This is a genomic window from Gallibacter sp. Marseille-QA0791 (genome assembly GCF_965119705.1).
Lineage (GTDB): Bacteria > Bacillota > Clostridia > Peptostreptococcales > Anaerovoracaceae > Lentihominibacter > Lentihominibacter excrementipullorum.
The window spans coordinates 378,796-402,895 of record NZ_CBCPMH010000001.1; the positions used below are offsets into that span (position 1 = coordinate 378,796).

Consider the following 24,100-nt stretch of genomic DNA (forward strand, 5'->3'; position numbering starts at 1 on the left):
AGGAAAATGGAAGAAACCACATCTAAGAAAGGGTCACGGAAGAAGAAGGTAATAATACGCGCATTGATATTCGCGGTGGTGGCGGCGCTGCTGTTCATCTATCTGAACCAGGTGTTCAACATAGCCGATTCCGATTCTAACAAGGAGATATTCAACGCCTTTTACGAAGAAGAGGAGAACACCATCGATGTAGTGTATTTTGGCACCAGTGCCTCCAACAGATATTACATAGGGCCATACGCCTATAACGAGACAGGTACAGCCACTTTTACGCTGGCTACCATGGGAATGCCTCTGTTCTTCGTACCTTATCTGATAGAAGAGGTGGAGAAGACTCAGGATCCTCAGATGTATATCATCGAGCTGAGATGGGTTCTGAAGACGAAAGACCTGATAACCGACGCCCACATAAGGCGTGTCACCGACAGTATGGAATATTCGGAGAACAGGACTGACGCTATAAACAAGGCGCTGGAATTCGTTGAGGGAGCAGAAGGAGAGCTGAGCGATATCGATGACAGCAAATGGGATTATTACATCCCTATCATCAAATATCACAGCAGGCTGGAGACAGGCGACCTTTCCGTCAAGGATGTAACATTGATCAATACGAAAAACGAGACGAAAGGATTCGTTACAAGCTATAAGACACGGGAATCTGTGTCTCAGAAGGAGCCTGTTTATTCCGACGGCCGGGCAGATCTGTCGCCGGAAGCCGAGGAGACGTTGGTGGAGGTGCTGGACTACTGCGATGACCTGGATCAGGACATATTATTCGTCCTTTCACCGTATTCGATGAAGGACGGAGAGGCTGAGAAATTCAATACGGCTATAGATATGGTCGAAGAACGGGGATATCAGGTGCTCAACTTCAACACCCCTGAGATGGCGCAGGCTCTTGACCTGGACTGGGAGACCGACTTTTACAACAGTAAGCACGTCAACTTCCTGGGAGCTGAGAAATACACCGAGTATCTGTCAAAGTACCTGGAGGAAAACTACGACCTGCCGGATCACAGAGACGATCCCAAGTATGAAAGCTGGGAAGAAGCTTACCAGTATTATCTGGATTACGTGGAAGACGGGATACGGGAAGAATAGCATATGTTTTATCGAAGGAGCCGATGCGTCGAAACGCCGGCTCTTTTTCTGTGGGTGCGGCCGGCGGCCCTCTGTGGGGCGGATTTACAGACATTTTCGTTTTTTGCGATTTATCTGTAAAATTCAATGGGTTTGAGCAATCTGGACTTTTTATGTAAAGGGCTGGGAGAGCGTTTTGCCGGCTTTAATGGACTCGTAGGAGGGCTTCGGGCCTGCAAACGTTGAAAATTTTACAGACATCTTGTGAAAATCTCAAAATGTCTGTAAAACCTGACGCAATCGGTGGCGATGTCATGGTCGATTGACAGATCGCCAACTAAAGTTGGTTGAAGAAATGCGGGAAATCCGCGATACTTGTTCTGCGGCGGAAGAGGATCGCGCCGCGGAATAAGGTGAGGAACAAGTTAAGGAGAGATGAGCTATGAATTTCAACGAAAAACTCATAAGCCTGAGAAAATCCAAGGGGCTTTCCCAGGAGGAGCTGGGGGCGGAGTTGAAGGTCTCGCGCCAGACCATATCGAAATGGGAGTCGTGTCAGTCGTACCCGGACTTTCAGCGTCTGGTGCTCCTGAGCGATTACTTCGGACTGACTCTCGACGAGCTGGTGAAGGATGTGGATGTGCAGCAGGTCAGGGAGCGGAACATGAGCGAGGAAAAGGTGGATTCCATCTACAACGATGTGAAGACGGCCAAGAGCATCTTCAAATGGTATCTGATAATCGCAGGAGGCGCGGCAGGTATCGCGTTGATATCGATGCTGCACTTCATCGTCAATGCAGTGTACGGGTGGTAGCGTCGCAATCCGCCGATTCTACCTTCGGGCGGTATGAAAAATCCGTTGCCTGTGGTATTCTCTATACATGTTCGGGCTGCCTTTCAAGATGGTCCGGGAGACATCGAGGAGGATGAGGAAGATAAAATAAGGAACAGAGGGTACTTCAATCAGGGCGCGGTGATACTGCTGCTGGCAGCGGTGTGCGTTTTTCTGAGGGCCTGTATCTTCGACAACTTTTCGCTGAAAACGCTGATAACCGTCATCATCGCTGTGATAGTTGCCGCAGGTATGATAGTCCTGGCGATGAAGGGCGACGGAGACGACAGGAGAGGAGAATGACACACCATGGATCAGGCGAAGATAGGAAGGTTCATCGCGGAGCTGAGAAAGGAAAGGAAGATGACCCAGTCGCAGCTGGGAGAGAAGCTGGGAGTCAGCTACAAGGCTGTCAGCAAATGGGAGACCGGCCGGAATCTGCCGGACCCTTCCCTTTACAAACCTCTCTGCGATATGCTGGGCATCACATTGACGGAGCTTTTCAACGGCGAGCGGATAGAGGAAAAAGAGATGGCACGGAAGGCGGACCAGGTCATCAGCGATGTGATGGAAGGGACGAGGCCTGACAGGGCCTTGAGTATACTGTCGTCTGCCGTGATGGTGGCAGGGATAGCGCTGCCTTTCCTTTCCGTGGTGCTGGACCTGGAAACGACCCCGGCCATCGTCGTCGTTTCCGTCGGGTTGTTTTTTCTGTTCGCAGGCTTTTCCATAAAGCTGGCCGCATGGAAACAGGTCAACGACAAGACGGTGAAGAATTCGGGGATGGGATTCGCCAGCGCCCTGACCATCCTCTTTGCCGCCATGAAGCTGACCGGCTATACGGACTGGAGGTGGATATGGGTCTTTTCTCCGCTGTGGATGGGCCTGCTGGCAGTCCTGCTGCTTTTGGCGGTCATCTGGGTCATCGGGAGGATAAAGAAGAAGTGGTAAAGTCCGGAAACGGTGATATAATGAACGGGGGTACGGAGGCAACGCGGGAAAGCGTGGTCACGGGAAGATGAACAGAGAAAATGAAGGAGCGGACGAAAGATGGCCGGAGCGGATATGAAGCGGATATTGATACTGGAAGACGACGAGGACCTGGCGGAAGGAATCGAGATGTCCCTGCGCGATGATGACGTGGAGCCGGTCAGGTGCAGACTGGTGGCCGAGGCGGAGAAGCTGGTGCGGGAGAAGGATTTCGATCTTCTGATACTGGACATCAACCTGCCTGACGGCAGCGGCCTGGAGCTGTGCAGGAGGGTGCGGATATTCAGTCGGGTTCCTGTCGCCCTGCTGACGGTGAAGGACATGGAAACGGATATCGTCAGAGGTCTGGAATGTGGGGCGGATGACTATATAACAAAGCCTTTCAGCCTCATGGTACTGAGAGCCAGGGTGAGGGCGCTGCTGCGGCGGACTGCGGGAGAAAAGCAGGCCGAGTACAGAGACGACGTCTTCAGATTTTCATTTGACAGGATGGAATTCTATAAGAGAGGAAGCGCGGTAGAGCTCAGCAAGACGGAGCAGAGGATACTGTACCTTCTGGTTTCCAACGCCGGAAGGATACTCACCAGGGAGCGGCTCATGGAGTGGGTATGGCCGGAAGGGACGGAGTATGTGGAGGACAACGCGTTGTCGGTAGGAATAAGGCGGCTTCGGGATAAGCTTGAGGATGTACCGTCCAAGCCGGTATACATCAGGACGGTATACGGCAGAGGATACGTATGGGAGAGAGGATGATGGCAGGATATATTGCAATAGCGGCGGCAGCGGCAGTCGTGTGTCTCGTCGCGATCTTTGCCGCCAGACGTCATTATGAAAAGCGCGTGAAAGAGACTTATCGCCATCTGCTGGAAACGCTGGACAGGGCCCTGTCGGGAAAGCGAGGTGACGTGCGGTTCGACGAGTCCATGGACGCGGCCCTGACGGAGCGGCTCAACAGGCTGCTGAGGGCATATGATGTCAACCATGACGCGGCCGGACAGGAGCGAGATGCCATGAAGACGCTGATTTCCGATATTTCCCACCAGATACGGACGCCGCTGGCCAACATCATGCTTTACAGCGACCTTTTAAGAGAAAAGGAAGCGGAGGGAAAAGGCGCGGCGCTGGCCGGCAGGATACGGAGCCAATCGGAAAAGCTGGATTTTTTCATGAAGGAGCTGGTGAGGACATCGTATATACAGCAGGAGATGATATCGATGTCGCCGTCGATGACGGACGTGGAGGAGATCGTGGATATGGCATGTCAGATGGTGGAACTGGCGGCTATGAAGAAGAATATCACCATCCTGCGAAACTCCGGCGACGAGCGGTGCTGCGCCGACAGCAGGTGGACGGCGGAAGCGCTGGGGAACGTGCTGGACAACGCGGTGAAGTACTCCGACGAAGGGGCGTCGGTGCAGGTGGAGACTGTGCCCTACGAGTCCTTCGTCTGCATCCGGGTTCGGGATTTTGGCCCCGGAATCAGGGAAGATGAGCAGGGAAAGATATTTCAGCGCTTTTACCGTTCAGATGACGTGAGGGACAAACCGGGGTTCGGCATCGGCCTCTATCTGGTCAGGGAGATACTGGGAAAGCAGGGCGGATACGTGAAGGTGGAGTCGGAGCCGGGAAAGGGAACGACGATGAAGCTGTTCCTGCCGCGCTATGAAGAACTGGCCGGCGGAAACGGACCGGAAAGATATCTGTGACGAGGGCTTATGCACGTGATGCAGGTGCGGAGCCCTCTTTTTTATGAAATGTGACAAATCCGTCACCTTCAGGAAAGATTTGAGAAAGAACTCTCTGGTAGGATATGACCATAATGCGTAAGGAAGGTGAAATCATGGACATTTTGAAAACAAAGGATCTCAGAAAGTATTACGGTACCGGGGAGATTCTGGTGAAGGCGCTGGACGGCGTCAGCATTTCCGTCAGAGAGGGGGAATTCCTGGCCATCGTGGGGACCTCGGGCAGCGGGAAATCCACATTGCTCCACATGCTGGGAGGGTTGGACGTTCCCACATCGGGACAGGCCATCGTCGACGGCCGCGACCTGTCGGGAATGGAAAGGGATGAGCTGACTGTCTTCCGCAGGAGGAAGATAGGATTCGTATTCCAGAACTACAACCTGCTGCCTGTCATGAACGTGTACGAGAATATCGTTCTGCCCATCAAGCTGGACGGCGTCAGGCCGGACGGCAGGTACGTGGAACGGATAATAAGCTCACTGGGACTGGAAGAAAAGAAGTATCAGATGCCTGACAAGCTATCGGGAGGACAGCAGCAGCGTGTCGCCCTGGCCAGAGCGCTGGCGGCGAAACCGGCCATCGTTTTGGCTGACGAGCCTACGGGGAATCTGGACAGCCGCACCAGCCAGGATGTCCTGGGACTGATGAAGATGTGCGGACGGAGATTCGCTCAGACCATCGTGATGATAACCCATAACGATGAGATCGCTCAGATGGCGGACCGTATCATACGCCTTGAAGACGGGAAGATCTTCGGAGGTGAGAACAGCCATGCTTAAAGTCGAGAACAGAAAGGTGACCGGTGAGGTAGCCCGGGCCACCTACAGGGCTAATGTGAAACGCAACATTCTGATCATCTTCGCCATCATGCTGACGACCCTCCTGATCGCGGTGGTGATCGCCGTGGGAACAAGCTACTGGGAAGCCGTGTCTCAGCGGCAGATACGGATGGAGGGGATGGACTACGATATCGCGTTGACGGAGCCCAGGGACGACCAGGTGAAGGAGATACGCTCCATGGAAAACGTCAGGTATGCGGGAGTCGCCGTGAAGTGCGCGATAGTGGAGAAGTACGAAGACAGGACTCTGGACAAGACCAGGTTGTACTGGCTCGATGAGACGTGTTGGGAAAAGCAGACTGTTCCGGCTCTGGAAAAATACGAAGGCCGGTATCCGCAGGCCGAAAGCGAGATAATGATGAGCACTGCCGCATTGAAAGCCATGGGGATAGAGAAGCCTCATACAGGCATGGAGCTGCCGATGGCTTACTTCACGCTGGCGGAGGGAAGTGAGGGAGCGCTTTTGCACGGAAATTTCACCCTCTCGGGATGGTATACCGACTACAGCGGCAGCATGAGAGGATATGTGTCGCGGGATTTTTTCGAAACCACAGGCGCGAAGCAGACGGATTTTACCCAGGGTTCGCTGAAAATAACATTGGAAAATCCGCTGTATTCCGAGGCAGATATCATACGGATGCAGAATGAGATAGATATGGACAACAGGCAGATAATCGAAGCGGATTACGATACGGTGAGCAGCTTCTGCAAAACCGTGGCGTGTCTGGCGCTGCTGCTCCTGATGATTTTTGCCAGCGGCTATCTTTTCATATACAACGCCCTCTACATTTCCATCTCCAAGGATATTCGTTATTACGGCCAGTTGAAGACGATAGGGATGATCACAGGGCAGTTGAAGAGGATCGTCGTGTTTCAGGCTCTCTGGAACGCCGCGGCAGGTATACCTGTCGGGATTATAGCAGCGGCTGTCCTGTCAAAGGCTGTGATACCGGCCCTGCTTCACGCCGTCAACCCGGAGCTTTCCACAGACAGCAGCGGTCCGATGATAATATGGGCTCTGGCGGCTGCGGCAGTATTCGCATTCCTCACCAACATGACAGGCTGCAGGAAACCGGCTAAGATGGCAGGCGAGTGCTCGCCTGTGGAGGCCATGAAGTACGTCCCCGGCTCGTCCGCATCAGCGCGGCGCAGGCGCGGGAGGGAATCGGGCTCGGTGCCATCCATGGCTTTCCATAACGTGTTTCGCGACAGGAAACAGGCCGCCGTCATATTCGCTTCCTTCATCATCGCTATCTCCGTGTTCCTGGTGGTCAATGAGGTGATAAGGGAAAACGACGCCAGGCTCATACTGAACGAAACCTCCACGTGCGATATCAGCTTCAGGAATGAGACGACGCTGGACGATGACAGGAGGCAACTCATCACCAAGGAGAAAATATCCGAGGTCGAAGCCATTGCCGGGGTGAAAGAGGTGAGGAAGGTGACCTCTGCGGAAATGGTGGTCCCTTATCAGGAACAGGTTTACGGTCGATATTACCGGGAGCTTTATAAATCGCGATACAGCCCGGGAAACTACGAGAACGACATGGAAGCCTACAGGGCGGACCCATACGACGGCTCATTTACAGCCAGGTTCATCAGCGTCGATAAGGCGGGATTCGATGTTCTCAATGAAAGCCTGGGAGGCGTCCTTGACTGGAGCGATTTTAGGGATGGAAAGGTCGCGGCCGCGGCGAAGACGTTCACGGAAGGAGACGACGGGATACCCGGTAAGACGGTGCGGTTTTCACTGCCTGAAAGCAAGTCGCCGGAACAGGAACACGCCATTACGATAGCGGCCGTAGGCGACATTTACAGCAACCCGGCCTATTTCGCGGGCGGCTACACCCCTGACCTCATCGTCAGCGAGAAGTATGCCTCTGAGCTGATGGGCGATAAACTTTTTACGGAACTGATCGAAGTGGAATACGACGAGCCCTTCTCCGCAGCCACGGAGAAAAAGGTGAAAGCCGTCTTCGCGGACGACAAGCAGATATCCTGTGAATCCAAGCTGGACAGATACTCGGAGATGAAGACGTCCGAAAACCAGATAAAAGTGCTGGGAGGCAGCCTGGGAGCTGTTATAGCGCTGCTGGCCGTGCTGAACTACATCAACATGATGGCTGCCAGCGTCCAGAACAGGTCGCAGGAACTGGCAACGCTGGAAAGCATAGGCATGACCACGAAGCAGATCAGGAAGATGCTGAGGCTGGAAGGGCTGTGGTACGCGGCCGTTTCATCAGTCGTCTCGCTGGCGGTCGGCCTTCCGATGAGTTATATCGTCTTCAGAGGGATGAACGCCTACAGGATATCCTTCTCCGTGCCGTGGGTGATGGATCTGGTGCTGCTGGCGATCATATTCCTCATATGCGTGACGGCACCTGTAGTCGTGTATAGCAGGACCCAGCGGGGAAGCGTCATAGAGCGGCTGCGGCGGTGACGGCGGAGCCGGGGTAGCCGACGATACCGATGACAGCGCTGGCGGTGGCGCTGATGGCTCTGCCTTGCGTCACCGGCCTCTCGCTGCTCGTTTTTCTCTGCTCAGATTGTCGCTGTTTGCTTTTCTCTGCCCGGATTATCGCCACTGGTCTGATACAGGTGCCTTCACGATAGAATAGCCGTATTTCAGCGGATTTTTGAAGCGGCATTATCGCCAAACCCATGATCGATATGCTGTCAGTATAGTTTTTGAGGGGTTTCGAGGCGAATACTATACTGGACAGCATTTTTTCGTATGGTCGCGATATTACGCCTCTGAAAATGGAGTGAAAACAGGGCTTTTTATCGTGGGCGTGGGTTTATTACCGAGTGGCGATATTTTAACTGTCTGGCAGCCTGCCGCCGGCAAATAATCTGTTGAAAAAGCCATTGCCATCATATATAATGAATAACGGCTCGGAGACGAGCCGATCACTTCCGAATAGAGAACCCGCCCTTCGCGGCGGCGACAGTTCGAAACCATCCTGTCGGAAAACAAAACTAGGGACAACAAGATGAATAAGATGTTATTTTTGTGTTGTTGACATTCCCGGTTTCCGGGAATTTTTTTATGAGCTGCCAAAATCTTTGATTTTGCGCGCAGCTCAAACACAGAAATCGCAGGGCGTAAGCCCGTGGCGATTTTTCAGTGAAATGAGCTGCCAACCTGTGCCCTTTAGGGTAAATCTTTGATTTTGCGCGCAGCTCCAGTTATGGAGGTGAATGGATATGGATATACAGAACATGAGCCGCATGCAGAAGCTGACGTTCTCAGCGATGGTCATGGCTATCTACATCGTGGTGCTCTATCTTACTCAGAGCTTTTCATTCGGAGCGTATCAGATAAGGATAGCCACATCACTTTACGCTCTGGCATATATCTTTCCGTTCCTGGTTTTGCCACTTGGTTTCGCGAATCTGATATCGAATATGCTTTTCGGAGGTTTTGGGATAGCAGATATGGCAGGAGGCTGTATCGTTGGTATCGTGACTACTGCTCTTATCGTGCTGATACGGAAGAAAGGATGGCATTACGGACTTGCAGCCGTACCTGTCGTGCTGGTGCCGGGGCTGGGAGTGGCCACGTATCTGTCATATTTTCTCAACATGCCTTACTGGCTGATGGCGCTGAACTTATGTATAGGTCAGATCCTTCCGGGGATAGTAGGAGTGGTGATAATAAAAGTGCTGGAAAGAGTCTGGCGGCCGGCAGGGACGGTGGCCGCTCACAGCGGAAAGGAAGAGAGCCGATGAGTGGAAGAAACAAGAAAGAACTGGAAGGTGTTTCGCTGCTGGGGAACAGAGACGTGTCCTATCCTTCGGATTACGCGCCTCAAGTGCTGGAAACCTTTAAAAACAAGCATCCTGAAAACGACTATTTCGTTAAGTTCAATTGTCCGGAATTCACCAGCCTCTGCCCTATGACAGGGCAGCCGGATTTCGCGACGATTTACATATCCTACGTCCCGGGAGAATCGATGGTGGAGAGCAAATCGCTGAAGCTGTATCTTTTCAGCTTTCGCAATCACGGAGATTTTCACGAGGACTGTGTCAATATCATCATGAAAGATCTGATAAAGCTGATGGATCCTAAGTACATAGAGGTGTGGGGAAAATTTACGCCGAGAGGAGGGATTTCCATAGATCCATACTGTAATTATGGAAAGCCGGGAACGGTGTGGGAAAAGGTTGCTTTTGAGCGTCTGAGTCACCATGACCTCTATCCGGAAAAGGTAGATAACAGGTAGGAGGAGCACCATGATTTTTTATTTTTCGGGAACAGGAAACAGTCAGCTCATAGCGAAACGCATAGCGAAGCGTACAGGCAGGGACCTTTGCAGGATCAACGATTTCCTGAAAAGAGGAGAAAAGCTGACAATACCGGATAGTATCGCAAAATTGGAAGATATCGTTTTCGTGATGCCGGTATATGGGTGGAGGATACCCAGGGCTGTCGAAGAGCTCATCAGGAGATCTGCTCTGGAAGAGGGGACGGGTGTATATTTTGTACTCACCTGCGGCAGCGATATGGGGAATTCGCAGCGATATGCGGAGAAACTGTGCGCTGATATGAAGCTGAAGTATAAGGGCTGTGCCGAACTTGTCATGCCGGAGAATTATATAGCCATGTTCGATGCTCCGGAAGAGGCAGAGGCGCGCCGGATAATAGAGCTGGCACTCCCTCAGGCGGACCGGCTGGCGGGATATATCGAAAGACAGGAGGATTTCCCGGAAAAACGGGCCGGATTGATGGACCGGATCAAGAGCACATTGATAAATCCGCTGTTTTATAAGTTTTCAGTGAAAGACAGGAAATTCAATGCTGACGACAGGTGCACCGGATGCGGGAGATGCGCGGCTGAATGTCCTGTCAATGATATACTGATGAATGAGGGAAAGCCTGTGTGGCAGGGGCGATGTATCCATTGTATGGCATGTATAACGGGATGTCCGGAAGAGGCCATCGAATATGGAACGATAAGCCTGGGAAAGCCACGCTACAGGTGTCCTGATATGTCCCGAACAGAAGAAAAGGGGAACGGTGAAGTATGAGACGGACGTGGTCATCGCCAAAGAAGCAGACAACTGTATCTCGCCGCTGTATTTAGGCGCTGTATTTTGGCGCAAGAAAATACTTGAAAAGAGCCGGGCAAATAGATACAATAAAATTGTATGTTTGTGACCAATAAAATCAATATAGAAAAGAGGGAAAATAATGTTTAACAAACTGACAGAGCAGTTAAAGAACAATCCGCGAACTATCGTTTTCACCGAGGGTACGGACGCCAGGATACTGGACGCGGCGTCAAAGCTGTCCACAGGCGGGATCCTCAGTGTCATCCTGCTGGGTGAAGAGGCGGCAGTGAAAAAGGCCGCGGAGGATGGCGGATTTGACATCGGTAAGTGCCAGATCATCGATCCTGAGCAGTATGATGAGATGGACGCCATGGTGGATGAGATGGTAACTCTCAGAAAGGGTAAGATGACCGCCGATGAGGTGAGAGAAGCTCTCAAGAAATCGAATTACTTCGGTACTATGCTGGTGAAGATGGGCAAGGCTGACTGCCTTCTGGGTGGAGCTACCTATTCTACAGCAGATACGGTGAGACCGGCTCTGCAGCTCATCAAGACGAAGCCGGGCAACAAGATAGTAAGCTCATGCTTCATCATGGTAAGGGACGACAGCAAACTGGCCATGGGCGACTGCGCTATCAATATCAGCCCTAACGAGGATGAGTTGGCTGAGATAGCTGTCGAGACAGCCAAAACTGCCAAGGTATTCGGCATAGAACCTAAGGTGGCTATGCTTTCCTATTCCACTTACGGTTCGGGAAAGGGCGATATGGTAACGCTGGTAGCCAACGCCACGAAGAAGGTGAAGGAAGCAGCTCCTGATCTGGATGTGGATGGCGAATTGCAGTTCGATGCTGCGGTGGCGCCTGAAGTGGCTAAGGTCAAGTGCTCCGGCTCCAAAGTGGCAGGACAGGCCAACACATTCATTTTCCCTGACATAAACGCAGGAAACATCGGTTATAAGATAGCGGCTCGACTTGGTGGTTATGAGGCAATAGGGCCTATCCTCCAGGGTCTCAACGCGCCGATAAATGATCTCAGCAGAGGATGCAACGCGCAGGAAGTCTACAAAATGGCTCTCGTGACTGCCGCTCTCAGCTAAGAGAAACTGCATAAGGATTTTGACGGGCTGTCGCATCGACAGGAAGGGCTGTGATGATGGACAGCCCTTTTATTATAATGACATATGGCGGACGTATCCTGCTTGCTTTGCAAAATACCTGAGCAAGCAGAAACGGCCGTGGATCCAAGGACAGCGAGGCAATGCGAAGCAATGTGCGGGCAAGTATGAGAACGGGAAGGATATGTGGTAGTATGATGGAAGAAAAGAGAAGAGGGACACATGAAGGTGTCCACGGGAAGCTTGCGGTGCCGGATGCGGTGATAGGCGCTGTCACAGGTGATATCGTCGGATCCGTTTATGAGTTCCACAATATAAAGCGGACCGATTTTCCTTTCTGGAGTGATGGCAGCAGGTTCACCGATGATACGGTGATGACCATTGCCGTTTACAGTGCTTTGAAGGAATACATCAGCGGAGGCCGACAGGGCGACCTTCATCCTATACTGATAAGAAAAATGAAGGAGATCGGAAGGAGATATCCGGACTGTGGTTACGGGGGAAGGTTCATCAAGTGGATCGCAGGAGAGGACGACGGGCCTTATAACAGCTATGGCAACGGGTCAGCGATGAGAGTGTCGGCGGCGGGGGCGCTGGCCCGCAGTGTCCAGGAGGCCGGGGAACTGGGGAAGATCTCAGCCGAAGTCACTCATGATCACCCGGAAGGGATAAAAGGCGCTGTTGCCGTGGCGGAAGCCGTGTTCATGGCAGGCCATGGGTACGATAAAGCGGAGATACGTCAGGCTATGAAAAATCTCTACAGTCTGGATCTTACATTGGATGAAATAAGGCCGCATTACAGGTTTGATGTGAGCTGCCAGGGGTCGGTGCCACAGGCGCTCGAGGCGTTCCTGGAAAGCAGCGGGTTTGAGGATTGTGTGCGGCTGGCCGTCTCCATAGGAGGAGACAGCGATACTATCGCCGCTATGGCAGGAAGCATAGCAGGGGCATATTATGGGATCCCGGAGGACATCAAGGCGCAGGCCATGTCTCATCTGGATCGGTATCTGATATCGCTGCTGACGGGAGAGAGCCGGTGACGGCAGGGCGGGATCAGTGACGGCGGAGCCATCCGGCGAAGCTGTTTGAGAAAGGCGGGAAACAAATGAAGCTGATACACATGTCTGATCTTCACATAGGGAAACGGGTGAACGGTTTTTCCATGGTGGAGGATCAGAAATACATTCTTGAGAAGATGACAGATATCGTAAAAAACGAAAGCCCGGACGCGGTGCTCATCGCCGGAGATATATATGATAAAACAGTTCCTTCGGCGGAGGCAGTCCGGCTTCTGGATGATTTCATAGTCGAGCTTTCCGCTTTGACGGCCCACGTGTTTATCATAAGCGGCAACCATGATTCACCGGAAAGGCTGGCTTTCGGCGGACGGCTGATGGAGAAAGACGGTATACATATCTCTCCTGTGTATGAGGGCAGGGTAGAGCCTTTCGTGCTGGAGGACAGTCACGGTAAGGTGAATATCTATATGCTTCCATTTATCAAGCCGGCTCATGTGCGCCATGCTTTTCCGGAAAAGGCAGAGGAGATCGTCACATATGCCGATGCTGTCGCTGTAGCTATAGAGTCTATGGATGTGAAAAAGGAAAGGCGGAACGTATTGGTGGCCCATCAGTTCGTTGCGGGAGCATCAAGATCTGATTCAGAGGAGCCGCCTCTTTCAGTGGGAGGCAGCGACGATGTAGGGAAGGAAGTATTCACGCCTTTCGATTATGTGGCGCTGGGACATATACACAAGCCTCAGGATATCGGCTCTCAGCGGCTGAGGTACTGCGGGTCGCCGCTCAAATACTCATTTTCTGAGGCTGCGCATGAGAAGTCTCTGACAGTGGTGACACTGGAGGAAAAAGGCTCGTTATCCATCCGCGCCGTACCCTTGACGCCTATGCGGGATATGGTGGAGATAAGAGGCAGTTACAGCCAGGTGATGGCCAGGGATTTTTATGAAGGGACCAGTTACAGAGAGGATTATACCCACGTTATCTTGACCGATGAAGAAGAGGTGCCGGAAGCTATCGGCAAGCTGAGGTCTGTCTACAGGAATCTGATGAAAATGGACTACGATAACAGCAGGACGCAGAACGGAGCACAGATCGAGGAGGTGGAGCATATGGAAAGCAGGACGCCGGCGGAGCTCTTTGCGGCGCTGTACGAGGCACAGAACAATGCTCCCATGTCGAAAGAGCAGGAGAATATGATAGCACAGCTGATAGAAGAGATATGGGAGGATATGAGATGAGACCTCTGAAATTGACAATGTCCGCCTTTGGGCCTTATGCAGGGAGGACGGAGATAGATTTTGAAAAGCTGGGAACGGCGGGACTTTATCTGATAACAGGAGATACGGGAGCGGGGAAGACGACGCTGTTCGATGCCATAACTTTCGCTCTCTACGGAGAACCCAGCGGCGACAACAGAGAAACGGTTATGCTGCGCTCCAAATACGCCGACAGGACGACGCCGACGGAGGTGGAGCTGGTATTTTCCTGCGGTGAAAAGGGATACAGAGTCAGAAGAAATCCGGAATACGACAGACCCAAGGCCAGGGGAGAGGGGTTCACCACGGAAAAGGCCGGGGCTGAGCTGATTTTCGACGACGGCCATGTGATAACGAAGCTGAAAGAGGTCAACAGCGCCATGATCGAGATACTGGGCATCGACAGGGGGCAGTTCACTCGTATTGCCATGATAGCCCAGGGGGATTTCCTCAAATTGCTTCTGGCCTCCACTGATGAACGAAAAAGGATATTCAGGAAGATCTTTCATACGGATCTTTACAGCCGGCTTCAGGAGCGGCTCAAGGAGGAGAATTCCCATCTGAGATCCCAGCACCGTCAGGCCGTCGCCGGGATACGGCAGTATGCGGAAGGTATCGTGGCTCCCGGTGACGATGAAAAGGCAGTGGAGATACTGGAGAAGATATCAACCTGCTCCGGCGAAGAAGCGGCAGTTTGGAGCGGTGAGGCGCAGGAAATGCTGGAACGCCTCATAGACAGCGACCGACAGACACAGCAGGAGCTTATTACCAGGGAAAAACGGCTGGACGAGGAGATCGGGAGTCTGGACAGAGAACTGACAAGAGCGATGGAGCTGGAAAAAGCGGCGCGGCTGCGAAGTGAGTCTGAAAGGGCTCTTGAAACGGAAAAACCAAGGCTGGAGCAGCTTGAGCGGATCTTTCACGAGACAGAGAAAAGAATGCCGGAAGCGCAGCAGCTGACTAAAGAGATCGCGACTGTCGAAGCTCAGAAGGACGACTATGATAAGCTGGAAGAAAAGCTCAGGATGTTGAAGGCGGCTCAAAGAGATGTAGAAGAACTGTCAGAAAAGCTGGAGCGGAAGAAAGAGGCCGAGAGAATGCTCAGGGACAGAGCAGCAGCGTTGGATGAGGAGATGGAAAGGCTGGCCGGGGCCGACAGTGAAAAGACGATCCTGACAGCCAGACGCTCGCAGGCTGAGGATCGCAGCGGAGAGCTGAAACAGTTGTCTGCCGATGTAGTATCGCTGAAAGCCGTCGAAAAGGAACTGTCCTCCGCTCAGCGTCAATACATGGAAGCGGAGAAGAACGCTGTTGTCATGAAGGAAAAATATGAGACGATGAACAGAGCGTATCTTCACCAGCAGGCCGGCATATTGGCGTCCGGGATGGAAGCTGGACAGCCGTGCCCGGTCTGCGGATCCACATCTCATCCTCATCCTGCGTCTTTGCCTGATGGAGCGCCGACGAAGGAGGAACTGGAGTTTTCCAAAGAAGCTTCAGAGCAGGCTGAGGAAAAAAGACGAATGTGCAGTGAAAAATCAGGCAGGATCAAGGGAGCCTTCGAAGAGAAGAAAACAGCCGTGGAGAGGAAGGCACAGGAATTACTGGAAAGCCCTGCGGTGGAGATCCTGGATGAGGAGATCCGACGACAGTCACAGCTGCTGGAGGAGCTCGACGGTCAGCTGAAAGCCGTTGAGGCTCAAGTCAGCCGTAAGGCGGCTATAGAAAAGGAAAGACCGCGGCTGACGAAAGAACTGGACGAGATGGGAGCGGAGATAAGATCTCTGAGCGACAGCCTGACTCATCGTGCTGTTGAAGAGATGGCTGCTTCAGAGCAGGCAGACGCTCTGAGGAAGACCTTGAGGTATGACAGTCGGGACAAAGCTGACGAGGCTGTCGCTGCTATGGAGAAAAAACGGGAGGACATCGAATCAGCGGTGAGAGAGACACGGAAAGCTATGGAAGATTGTGATAAGAAGATCACCGTTTTAAGAGGGAAGATAGAGGAAACGACAAAGCTGTTGAAGAATGATGAAAAGGTGGACAGGGAAGAGGCGGATGCACGCAGGAAGGAGCTGGTATATGAGAAAAGGATCCTGCAGAAAGATATCGGCGATATCCGTTTGCGGTTATCGTCCAATTTGAGGACACGCGATGCTATGACGGAAAAGATGAAAGAGCTGAAGGCCATAGACAGCAAGTGGTCGTGGGTCGGCGCTCTTTCGGATACGGCCAATGGCAATATAGCAGGAAAGGAAAAAATCATGCTGGAGACCTTTGTTCAGACTGCTTATTTTGACAGAGTCATATCCAGAGCCAATGTACGCCTCATGGTCATGACAGGAGGTCAGTACGAGCTGAAACGCAGTCGACAGGCGGAGAACAACAGGAGCCAGAGCGGATTGGAGCTGGATGTTACAGACCACTACAATGGTTCGGAGCGCAGCGTCAAAACTTTGTCGGGAGGCGAGTCTTTCAAGGCGTCCCTGTCGTTGGCGCTGGGGCTGGCGGACGAGCTGCAGGCTACGGCCGGAGGTATACGTCTGGATACCATGTTCGTAGACGAAGGCTTCGGTTCTCTGGATGAAGAATCTTTGCAGCAGGCGCTTAAAGCCCTGGCCGATCTGGCGGAAGGGAATCGGCTGGTTGGCATCATTTCCCATGTCTCAGATCTGAAAGAACGTATAGACAGGCAGATAGTCGTCAAAAAGGACAGGAACGGAGGCAGCAGAGTCCAGGTGGTGATCTGAACATCGTGAGAAGATCTTTTAGAAGATATATTATGTGAATGCAAAACAGCGGGCCAGGTCGTCGGTCCGCTGTTTTGTTTTATCAGGAGAGCTTGCTGCCCCGCTGCCTCATGAATTGGGAGGGGTGAAGGCAGGCCTGTCAGCTTCTGTGTTTCCAAAGGCGCCGGCAGGGGATGGCGTGGACAGGTCGAAATACATTTTTGAATCGGAGGTGACTCCGAAATCTCTGTTGGATCCGGTATCCTGTACCTTATTGAAGGCTTCGCGGAACATGGCGTTGTGAGCTTCTTCTCTGTTGAGGAGAAAATCGATGGTCTCCTTGACCTTCTTGTCGTCTATCTGTCTGTAAAGATACTGGTAAACCACCTTGGCCCGCTGCTCAGATGCGATATTGGAGAGCAGGTCGGCGCATAGATCACCGGTGACTGTGACATAATCGCCTGTCCACGAATAGCCGGAAGAATTTACGAGGCCGGGATTGAGGCCGAAGAGTACATGGGATTGTATCTCGCCGGAGCCGACAGCGTCGGCATCCACATCATGGCCATTGAGCAGATTGATGGTCTGAGCCACCATTTCCATATGACCAAGTTCTTCGGCGGCTATATCAAGGAACAGGTCTTTTATCTCCTGATCCTTGATCCGGAAGCTCTGGGACATGTATTGCATGGCTGCCTTCAGCTCACCATTGCCTCCTCCCAGCTGTTCCTGCAGCAGCGCCGCGTAGTGAGGGTTGGGACCTTCCACGGCTACAGGATGGAATAACTGTTTTTCATGTTTGAACATACCAAAACTCCTTTCATATTTCTGTCGCCTCAAAGACGGCATAAAGGTATCATATGATATTATCCGCGAATGGTGGGGATATTATGCGCGTGAGAAAGGTCAATGGACAGACAGGGGCGGAGAAAGTGAAAAATTTTCTCTTTTACTGACAGCCGGCAGATATTGACACACAGTTGAGTATGGGTGTAGGATAACAGTGTTATATAACACTGTTATCCAAAGTTTTTGACCGGATGGCCACGAAAACGGCTATAGACGCAGCGGGTATCCGGCCGGAAAGGCAGGCAATGGAAAAAAGCGGAAGCAATACAAAAAAGCTCATAGAGCAGGCAGCCATAAAGGAGTTTATGGAAAGGGGGTTCATGGGAGCATCTCTCAGGCAGATAGTGAAGAACGCGGGGGTGACTACAGGAGCCTTTTACAAATATTATCCCACAAAGGAAAAGCTGTTCGCCGGACTGGTGCAGAAACATGCGGAGCATATATACGGTATATATGACGAGGTCCTGGAAGGTTTTGAAGAACTGTCTCCGTCCCAGCAGCAGACAAGGATGAAGAGTATTTCTCATAACGGGGTGGATCGCATTATCGAGTATGTGTATCAACACTATGATAATTTCAAACTGCTGATATGCAAGGCCGGGGGTACACCCTTTGCTGATTTCATACATCAGCTGGTGGAGAAAGAAGTCGCCGCCACTTACAGATTCATCGACACCATGCGGGGCCTGGGCATTGATGTCCCTGATATAGATCCGGAGCTTTGCCATATGTTGGCCAGCGGTATGTTTTCAGGCATCTTCGAAATAGTTGTCCATGATATGGAAAAGGAAGCGGCTAAGAAGAAGGTGGAACGGCTGAAGGAATTTTACACGGCAGGCTGGGAGCGGCTGTTCGGGATGAGCTTCTGATGTTTTGAGGACGGGCAAGATAAGACATGAGCGGATTGTCGGATCGGGAGATGATAAAAAATAACATGTAGTTAGAAATAACTAACCGCAGGACGTGACAGACATCTGAAATTTTTGGTGAAAAGAGGATGAAGAAGGAGGTAGAAAAGATGCAGGATAAGGACAGAGCCCTCGTGGAAGCTGAAAAATCCACGGTGGGCTGGATATTGGAATGGGCCGGGGAGAAAAGGAGTTATTATGCGCTCAGCGTAGCGCTGGCGATTTTAAACGTGGCCTTTAAGATAATACCGTATTTTCTCATCGGTCAGGTGATAGCGGCGCTGCTGTCGGGAGAGAGGGACACGGCTTTTTACGTGACGCGCATCGCGCTGGTGGCAGCGTCCTTTGTGGCAGCTGAGATATTCCACAGCTTTTCCACCGGCTGCTCTCATAAGGCTACGTTCACAGTACTGGCAACTATAAGGAAAAGGTGCCTCGATAAACTGGCGCGGGTACCGCTGGGATACGTGAAGGATACGCCGTCGGGCACATTCAAGAATATCATCGTGGAGCGGGTGGACAGCATAGAGACGACGCTGGCCCACATACTGCCGGAGTTCACCAGCAACCTGCTGGCGCCGCTGGCCGTCGTCGTCTACCTGTTCATCGTGGACTGGCGTGTGGCGCTGCTGTCGTTAATACCCATCGTGCTGGGGTTTTCGGCCATGATGGGGATGTTCGTCGGTTACGAGGAAAACTTCAGGAATACAGTGAAATGCACGAGAGAGCTGAACGCAGCTGCGGTGGAGTATATCAACGGCATAGAGGTGATCAAGGCCTTCGGCAGGGTGGACGGCTCCTACGAGAAGTTCACCGGAGCCGCCAGGCGGGGAGCTGACGCCTTTATCTTCTGGATGAGAAAGTGCAATCTTTTCCACAGCCTTACTCTCATCCTGGCTCCATACACATTGCTGACCGTCCTGCCATTCGGAGCCATATTCGTGGCAGGCGGGTCGCTGACAGTCTCCGATTTTATCATGTGCGTGATATTATCTCTCGGGATCGTGGGGCCTCTCATCAATGTCATGAGCTTCACCGACGATTTGGGTACCATAAGCACTGTATTAGGGGAAATAACCGGGATCCTGACCCATGGGGAACTGGAAAGGCCGGCCGTTTCCAATAAGAAGCCGGCCGACGCTTCCATCGCGTTGAAGAATGTTACCTTCGCCTATCATGACGAGGAGGTGCTTCACGGCATCGACATGGAAATGAAACAGGGGACTGTCAGCGCTATCGTAGGCCCTTCGGGAAGCGGAAAGTCGACTATAGCGAAGCTGATAGCGTCTCTGTGGGATGTGGACAGCGGAAGTATCTCCATAGGCGGAGTGGATATACGTGATATACCGCTGGAGGAGTATAACAGGATGATCGCCTATGTTTCTCAGGATAATTATCTCTTCAACGAAACTGTCAGGGAAAATATACGTCAGGGCCGTCCGGACGCTACCGATGAAGAAGTAGAAGACGTAGCCAGACGCAGCGGCTGCTACGATTTCATCATGGCGTTGGAAGATGGGTTCGACACAGTGGTAGGAGGAGCCGGAGGTCATTTGTCGGGCGGCGAGCGCCAGCGCGTTTCCATAGCGAGAGCTATGCTGAAGGACGCGCCTATAGTGATACTGGATGAGGCCACAGCCTATACGGATCCGGAAAATGAAGCGGTCATCCAGATGTCAGTCGCCGGACTGGTTGCAGGGAAGACCCTCATCGTCATCGCCCACAGACTGTCCACGATAGCCGACGCCGACAGGATATTCGTCATCGCAGACGGTCGGGTAGCCGAAGAAGGTACTCACGAAAGCCTGCTGGCGAAGAGAGGTATATACAGCAGCATGTGGGAGGCCCACGTGTCGGTCAGAGATACTGCGGAGGAGGTGTGATATATGTTTGGGATATTGAAGAAGTTCTTCGATTTCTGCGGAGAAGAAAACAGGCGGAAATTCAAGATCTCCATAGCGCTGGGGGCAGTACAGGCCATAGGGGAAGCTATGAAGATACCGGCCATCATGGTGATACTGATGGCTATGACCAGATATGACATATCGGCAAAGTACATATGGGCGTCGGTGGTCATCATGGCCGTTTCATTTGCTGTGTCATTTCTCAGTAAAAAGCGGTCAACGATGCTCCAGACAGAGGGCGGTTATGATACGGCCGCATTCAAGAGGATAGAGATCGCGAGACATCTGAGGTATCTTCCTATGGGGTATTTCAATGAAAACAGCCTGGGAGAGATCACGTCGGTCACCACCAATACCATGGAAAATCTGGGGAATGTGGCTACCAGGGTCGTGATGCTGACGACCCAGGGCCTTCTCAACACGGGGATAATACTGCTGATGCTCATATGCTTCGACTGGAGGATAGGAGCTATCGGAGCCGCTGGAACAGTACTGTTCCTTTTTCTCAACAGTCGTATGCAGAGGGCCGGGAAAAGCATTTCGGCGCGAAAAGTGGAGTCGGACGCTCAGGTGGTCAGCGAGACCATGGAGTATATCCAGGGCATATCCGAGGTGAAGTCATATAACATGACGGGAGAGAGGACAAAAAAACTGAATCATGTCATCGACAGGAATGCCGCGATCAATACGGAGATGGAGTTCGTATTCATACCTTTTATGACAGCGCAAAACAGCATAACTAAAATAACGGGAGCTGTCATGACTCTCTGCTCGGTACTCTTCTATCTGTCCGGGACGATGGACCTGATGGTATGCATCGGTATGACCATCTGCTCCTTCATCCTCTACACAAGTCTGGAACAGGCGGGAAGCTACAACGCGCTGCTCCACACGATAAACGTGTCGGTAGATAAAGCTCAGGCGATACTTGACCTGGATACCATGGACATCGACGGGAGCGATATAAGACCGGAAGACCATTCTATCGACGTGGAGGACATATCGTTCTCCTACGACAAGAGGAAGATCATAGACGGTGTTACGATCCATATACCGGAGAAGACGACGACGGCTATCGTAGGCCCTTCGGGAGGCGGCAAGACGACGCTGTGCAATCTCATAGCCAGATTCTGGGACGTGGACGAAGGCTGCGTGAAGCTGGGTGGCACGGACGTTAGGGAGTACAGCATGGACAGCCTGATGAAGAATTTCAGCTTTGTCTTCCAGAAGGTGTATCTATTTGCCGATACTATCGCCAACAATATAAGGTTTGGTCAGGAAGACGCCTCCATGGAGGAAGTCATCGCTGCGGCAAGGAAAGCCTGCTGCCATGATTTCATCATGGCACTGCCTGACGGCTACGATACAGTCATCGGTGAGGGAGGAGCATCTTTGTCAGGAGGCGAGAAGCAGCGTATCTCCATAGCCAGAGCTATCATGAAAGATTCTCCTGTGATAATCCTTGACGAAGCCACCGCCAACGTGGATCCGGAGAACGAAAAAGAATTGACAGAGGCCATAGAAGCGCTCACTAAGGACAAGACCATCATCATGATAGCCCACAGGCTCAAGACAGTCCGCCACGCCGATCAAATACTGGTAGTGGATGGAGGAAGGATCGTCCAGCAGGGAACTCACGAAGAGCTGCTGGAGCAGGACGGCATATACAGACGGTTCGTCGAGGCCAGGGAGCAGGCCGTAGGGTGGAAGCTGTGATGGCTGATCCGTGTTATAGCAAGCGTTGTAGCTTTAAAGTGACATCTTTACTTTTTCTCCGTCCGGAATTATCATAAAGTTAACTTTATTGAGAAAACGGAGCTTTTGAAGTAAGGAGGAAGGAAATGAGCAAGTTGGAATTTTGTCCATGTACGGATACGGGATGCCAGTTCAATCCGGCTAATCACGACCAGGGATGCAATCTCTGCGTGGAAGACAGCCTTAAGTGCGGGGAAATACCCAAATGTTTTTTCCTGAAAGTCGTCGACAGCGTAGAGGGGTTTGACGACTGGAGTTTCCAGCATTTTGCGAAGCTGGCTTTGAAACAGTGAGGGGCGTCAGGCAGACAGGCTGAAAAGTCGTGAGAAAGGATGGTGAACGATGGAATTTGCTGATATCATTTTAAAGAGCAACGCGGTATTTACGGGATGTGAGGATGAGCCATTTGCCGGAGGGGTGGCCATCAAAGGCAATAAGATACTGGCCGTCGAAAAGGGCGATGGCATCGATGCCTTCAAATCCGGGGAGACCAAGGTCTACCAATACGGCGACAACCTGATAATGGCAGGCTTTGTGGACGGACACGACCACCTGTGGTGGGGCGCCGTGGCCGACAGCGACCACGCGGTGGATATCACGGCCTCCACTTCGGAAGAAGAAGCCGTAGAGATGATAAAGAAGTACGCGGAGGAACATCCGGAGGAACCGAGGATAAGGGGATTCGGATGGTTTCCGGCCAACTGGAACGACGCGCCGCTGCCGACGAAGAAGTCGCTGGACAAGGCGGTGCCTGACAGACCTGTTTACATGAACAGTGCCGACGCTCATACAGCGTGGCTGAACACGAAGGCGCTGGAAGAATCGGGATACAGACCGGATATGAAGGTGGCGGCAGGTTCCATAGGCGTGGACGAGAACGGCGAAATGAACGGTCTGATATATGAGCCGGACGCCATGGAGAACGCGTTGAACAACTATTACGATTTTCCTGACGATCAGATAAGAAGTATAATGCATGATTTCATGAAGGGGCTGGCTTCGAAGGGAGTAACATCCCTCAGCGAGATGAGCGCTGACGACTATGTGGAAATGTTCCATCATAGATATCAGGTCTTCAAGGAGATGGCTGAGGCCGGGGAATTCACCAGCAGAGTACATGCCTATACTGCATTCATGAGACGTACCGATTTTACAGAAGCAGTCAAATGGAAGAAGGAGTTCGATTTGCCTACATTCAAGGTCGTAGGTGTCAAGGGGTTCCTGGACGGCGTCACTTCTACATATACAGGATTGCTGCTCGCTCCTTACGCGGATCGGCCGGATACTATCGGAGACGGAGCGCCTCTTGATAATCAGGAATCACTCAATGCCAGCGTAATAGCTGCCAACGCTGCGGGGCTGCCGGTGAGGATACACTGTATAGGCGATGGGGCCGTGCGTATGGGACTGGATGCTTACGAGGAATCTATAAAGGTCAACGGCAGACATGGTCTCATCAATACCATCGAACATATCGAGACTATAGATCCCGCCGATATACCGAGATTTGCCCAGTTAGGAGTAGTGGCTTCAATGCAGGGCGAACATTTGCCTCAGGAAAACAATGAGAAGGTGACGAGGCTGGGAGAAGAGCGATGCAGGTACGAATGGGCATGGCGTTCTCTTCTGGATGCAGGAGCGAAGCTGGCGCTGGGGACCGACTTCCCTGTAGTATACTATAATCAGTTCCCGGGGATCCACGCCACAGTAGCCCGAAAGAATTACGATGGCTCTCCGGCTGGTGTGGAAAACGGTGAGTATCTGACCATAGCAGAGGCTCTCAAGGCCAATACTCTGGGTTCAGCTTACGTTTACGGCAGAGATCATGAGCTGGGTTCACTGGAGCCGGGAAAGCTGGCGGACGTCATCGTTATGGACAGAAACCTCTTCGATGTCCCTGTGGATGATATAAAGGATACGAAGATATTGCTGACTGTCATGGATGGCAATGTAGTTTACGAAGCGTGATATTTTTACTGCGGAGCGGAAAATTCAGACGCTCCCCGGCGGATTTCATACGGT

General features: G+C 52.1%; 21 protein-coding genes. 20 read left to right on the forward strand and 1 reads right to left on the reverse strand.

Annotated elements, in window-relative coordinates:
* Positions 1–6: 6 nt before the first annotated feature.
* The 15 genes from ACQY69_RS01830 to ACQY69_RS01900 all read left to right on the forward strand — a co-directional run bounded on the left by ACQY69_RS01830 (position 7) and on the right by ACQY69_RS01900 (position 16,683).
* Entirely contained in the window at positions 7–1,101 is a 1,095-nt protein-coding gene (locus ACQY69_RS01830) for a hypothetical protein (protein ID WP_428258126.1), read from the forward strand.
* 421 nt (positions 1,102–1,522) lie between these two features.
* Complete coding sequence (locus tag ACQY69_RS01835; RefSeq protein WP_428258128.1) at positions 1,523–1,894, forward strand: helix-turn-helix domain-containing protein; 372 nt, start codon at positions 1,523–1,525, stop codon at positions 1,892–1,894.
* A 33-nt stretch (positions 1,895–1,927) separates the two neighbouring features.
* Complete coding sequence (locus ACQY69_RS01840) at positions 1,928–2,215, forward strand: hypothetical protein (RefSeq protein WP_428258130.1); 288 nt, start codon at positions 1,928–1,930, stop codon at positions 2,213–2,215.
* 6 nt (positions 2,216–2,221) lie between these two features.
* Positions 2,222–2,863 carry a helix-turn-helix domain-containing protein gene (locus ACQY69_RS01845; protein WP_428258132.1) on the forward strand — a complete coding sequence of 214 codons (642 nt, stop codon included), beginning with the start codon at positions 2,222–2,224 and terminating at the stop codon, positions 2,861–2,863.
* 99 nt (positions 2,864–2,962) lie between these two features.
* Positions 2,963–3,655 (forward strand): response regulator transcription factor, encoded by a 693-nt coding sequence (locus ACQY69_RS01850; RefSeq protein ID WP_428258133.1) that lies wholly within the window; start codon positions 2,963–2,965, stop codon positions 3,653–3,655.
* Positions 3,640–4,608, forward strand: coding sequence for a sensor histidine kinase (locus tag ACQY69_RS01855; protein ID WP_428258135.1), 969 nt, complete (start codon positions 3,640–3,642; stop codon positions 4,606–4,608). Before ACQY69_RS01850 ends, ACQY69_RS01855 begins: the two co-directional genes overlap by 16 nt.
* A 134-nt stretch (positions 4,609–4,742) precedes the next feature.
* Entirely contained in the window at positions 4,743–5,426 is a 684-nt protein-coding gene (locus ACQY69_RS01860) for an ABC transporter ATP-binding protein (RefSeq protein ID WP_428258136.1), read from the forward strand.
* The gene (locus tag ACQY69_RS01865) at positions 5,419–7,926 is read left to right on the forward strand and encodes an FtsX-like permease family protein (RefSeq protein WP_428258137.1); all 2,508 of its coding nucleotides are present in this window, start codon (positions 5,419–5,421) and stop codon (positions 7,924–7,926) included. The genes ACQY69_RS01860 and ACQY69_RS01865 overlap by 8 nt, the downstream gene beginning before the upstream one ends.
* Before the next feature lie 767 nt (positions 7,927–8,693).
* Entirely contained in the window at positions 8,694–9,218 is a 525-nt protein-coding gene (locus ACQY69_RS01870; protein ID WP_428258139.1) for a QueT transporter family protein, read from the forward strand.
* Positions 9,215–9,712 carry a preQ(1) synthase gene (gene queF, locus ACQY69_RS01875; RefSeq protein WP_428258141.1) on the forward strand — a complete coding sequence of 166 codons (498 nt, stop codon included), beginning with the start codon at positions 9,215–9,217 and terminating at the stop codon, positions 9,710–9,712. The genes ACQY69_RS01870 and queF overlap by 4 nt, the downstream gene beginning before the upstream one ends.
* Positions 9,713–9,722: 10 nt before the next feature.
* The gene (locus tag ACQY69_RS01880; protein ID WP_428258143.1) at positions 9,723–10,517 is read left to right on the forward strand and encodes an EFR1 family ferrodoxin; all 795 of its coding nucleotides are present in this window, start codon (positions 9,723–9,725) and stop codon (positions 10,515–10,517) included.
* 163 nt (positions 10,518–10,680) lie between these two features.
* On the forward strand, positions 10,681–11,640 hold the full coding sequence (pta, locus tag ACQY69_RS01885) for a phosphate acetyltransferase (RefSeq protein ID WP_428258145.1): 960 nt from the start codon (positions 10,681–10,683) through the stop codon (positions 11,638–11,640).
* 278 nt (positions 11,641–11,918) lie between these two features.
* Positions 11,919–12,698: an ADP-ribosylglycohydrolase family protein gene (locus tag ACQY69_RS01890; protein WP_428260995.1), complete on the forward strand. Its 780-nt coding sequence runs from the start codon at positions 11,919–11,921 to the stop codon at positions 12,696–12,698.
* 65 nt (positions 12,699–12,763) lie between these two features.
* Entirely contained in the window at positions 12,764–13,915 is a 1,152-nt protein-coding gene (locus ACQY69_RS01895) for an exonuclease SbcCD subunit D (RefSeq protein WP_428258147.1), read from the forward strand.
* Positions 13,912–16,683: an AAA family ATPase gene (locus ACQY69_RS01900; RefSeq protein WP_428258148.1), complete on the forward strand. Its 2,772-nt coding sequence runs from the start codon at positions 13,912–13,914 to the stop codon at positions 16,681–16,683. The genes ACQY69_RS01895 and ACQY69_RS01900 overlap by 4 nt, the downstream gene beginning before the upstream one ends.
* Before the next feature lie 108 nt (positions 16,684–16,791).
* Here ACQY69_RS01900 and ACQY69_RS01905 read toward each other — a convergent pair whose 3' ends face one another.
* Positions 16,792–17,469, reverse strand: coding sequence for a manganese catalase family protein (locus tag ACQY69_RS01905; protein ID WP_428258149.1), 678 nt, complete (start codon positions 17,467–17,469; stop codon positions 16,792–16,794).
* Positions 17,470–17,756: 287 nt separating this feature from the next.
* On the opposite strand from ACQY69_RS01905, the gene ACQY69_RS01910 reads away from it, so the two are divergent.
* The 5 genes from ACQY69_RS01910 (at position 17,757) to ACQY69_RS01930 (ending at position 24,046) form a co-directional block, all read left to right on the forward strand.
* Positions 17,757–18,380 (forward strand): TetR/AcrR family transcriptional regulator, encoded by a 624-nt coding sequence (locus tag ACQY69_RS01910; RefSeq protein ID WP_428258151.1) that lies wholly within the window; start codon positions 17,757–17,759, stop codon positions 18,378–18,380.
* 128 nt (positions 18,381–18,508) lie between these two features.
* Positions 18,509–20,302, forward strand: coding sequence for an ABC transporter ATP-binding protein (locus ACQY69_RS01915; RefSeq protein WP_428258153.1), 1,794 nt, complete (start codon positions 18,509–18,511; stop codon positions 20,300–20,302).
* A 3-nt stretch (positions 20,303–20,305) separates the two neighbouring features.
* Positions 20,306–22,039: an ABC transporter ATP-binding protein gene (locus ACQY69_RS01920; protein ID WP_428258155.1), complete on the forward strand. Its 1,734-nt coding sequence runs from the start codon at positions 20,306–20,308 to the stop codon at positions 22,037–22,039.
* A gap of 125 nt (positions 22,040–22,164) precedes the next feature.
* A complete protein-coding gene (locus ACQY69_RS01925) occupies positions 22,165–22,371 on the forward strand; it encodes a DUF6485 family protein (protein ID WP_428258156.1) in 207 nt (68 codons plus the stop codon).
* Positions 22,372–22,420: 49 nt separating this feature from the next.
* Entirely contained in the window at positions 22,421–24,046 is a 1,626-nt protein-coding gene (locus ACQY69_RS01930; RefSeq protein ID WP_428258158.1) for an amidohydrolase, read from the forward strand.
* Positions 24,047–24,100: the final 54 nt, after the last annotated feature.

What these genes read in the sequence shown, in the direction of transcription:
- ACQY69_RS01915 (WP_428258153.1), top strand. Translation starts at nt 18,509, where the DNA reads ATGAAGAAGGAGGTAGAAAAGATGCAGGATAAGGACAGAGCCCTCGTG.
- ACQY69_RS01905 (WP_428258149.1), bottom strand. Translation starts at nt 17,469, where the DNA reads ATGTTCAAACATGAAAAACAGTTATTCCATCCTGTAGCCGTGGAAGGT.
- ACQY69_RS01845 (WP_428258132.1), top strand. Translation starts at nt 2,222, where the DNA reads ATGGATCAGGCGAAGATAGGAAGGTTCATCGCGGAGCTGAGAAAGGAA.
- ACQY69_RS01930 (WP_428258158.1), top strand. Translation starts at nt 22,421, where the DNA reads ATGGAATTTGCTGATATCATTTTAAAGAGCAACGCGGTATTTACGGGA.
- ACQY69_RS01850 (WP_428258133.1), top strand. Translation starts at nt 2,963, where the DNA reads ATGGCCGGAGCGGATATGAAGCGGATATTGATACTGGAAGACGACGAG.
- ACQY69_RS01835 (WP_428258128.1), top strand. Translation starts at nt 1,523, where the DNA reads ATGAATTTCAACGAAAAACTCATAAGCCTGAGAAAATCCAAGGGGCTT.
- queF (WP_428258141.1), top strand. Translation starts at nt 9,215, where the DNA reads ATGAGTGGAAGAAACAAGAAAGAACTGGAAGGTGTTTCGCTGCTGGGG.
- ACQY69_RS01895 (WP_428258147.1), top strand. Translation starts at nt 12,764, where the DNA reads ATGAAGCTGATACACATGTCTGATCTTCACATAGGGAAACGGGTGAAC.
- ACQY69_RS01920 (WP_428258155.1), top strand. Translation starts at nt 20,306, where the DNA reads ATGTTTGGGATATTGAAGAAGTTCTTCGATTTCTGCGGAGAAGAAAAC.
- ACQY69_RS01840 (WP_428258130.1), top strand. Translation starts at nt 1,928, where the DNA reads ATGAAAAATCCGTTGCCTGTGGTATTCTCTATACATGTTCGGGCTGCC.
- ACQY69_RS01870 (WP_428258139.1), top strand. Translation starts at nt 8,694, where the DNA reads ATGGATATACAGAACATGAGCCGCATGCAGAAGCTGACGTTCTCAGCG.
- pta (WP_428258145.1), top strand. Translation starts at nt 10,681, where the DNA reads ATGTTTAACAAACTGACAGAGCAGTTAAAGAACAATCCGCGAACTATC.
- ACQY69_RS01830 (WP_428258126.1), top strand. Translation starts at nt 7, where the DNA reads ATGGAAGAAACCACATCTAAGAAAGGGTCACGGAAGAAGAAGGTAATA.
- ACQY69_RS01900 (WP_428258148.1), top strand. Translation starts at nt 13,912, where the DNA reads ATGAGACCTCTGAAATTGACAATGTCCGCCTTTGGGCCTTATGCAGGG.
- ACQY69_RS01855 (WP_428258135.1), top strand. Translation starts at nt 3,640, where the DNA reads ATGGGAGAGAGGATGATGGCAGGATATATTGCAATAGCGGCGGCAGCG.
- ACQY69_RS01860 (WP_428258136.1), top strand. Translation starts at nt 4,743, where the DNA reads ATGGACATTTTGAAAACAAAGGATCTCAGAAAGTATTACGGTACCGGG.
- ACQY69_RS01865 (WP_428258137.1), top strand. Translation starts at nt 5,419, where the DNA reads ATGCTTAAAGTCGAGAACAGAAAGGTGACCGGTGAGGTAGCCCGGGCC.
- ACQY69_RS01880 (WP_428258143.1), top strand. Translation starts at nt 9,723, where the DNA reads ATGATTTTTTATTTTTCGGGAACAGGAAACAGTCAGCTCATAGCGAAA.
- ACQY69_RS01910 (WP_428258151.1), top strand. Translation starts at nt 17,757, where the DNA reads ATGGAAAAAAGCGGAAGCAATACAAAAAAGCTCATAGAGCAGGCAGCC.
- ACQY69_RS01925 (WP_428258156.1), top strand. Translation starts at nt 22,165, where the DNA reads ATGAGCAAGTTGGAATTTTGTCCATGTACGGATACGGGATGCCAGTTC.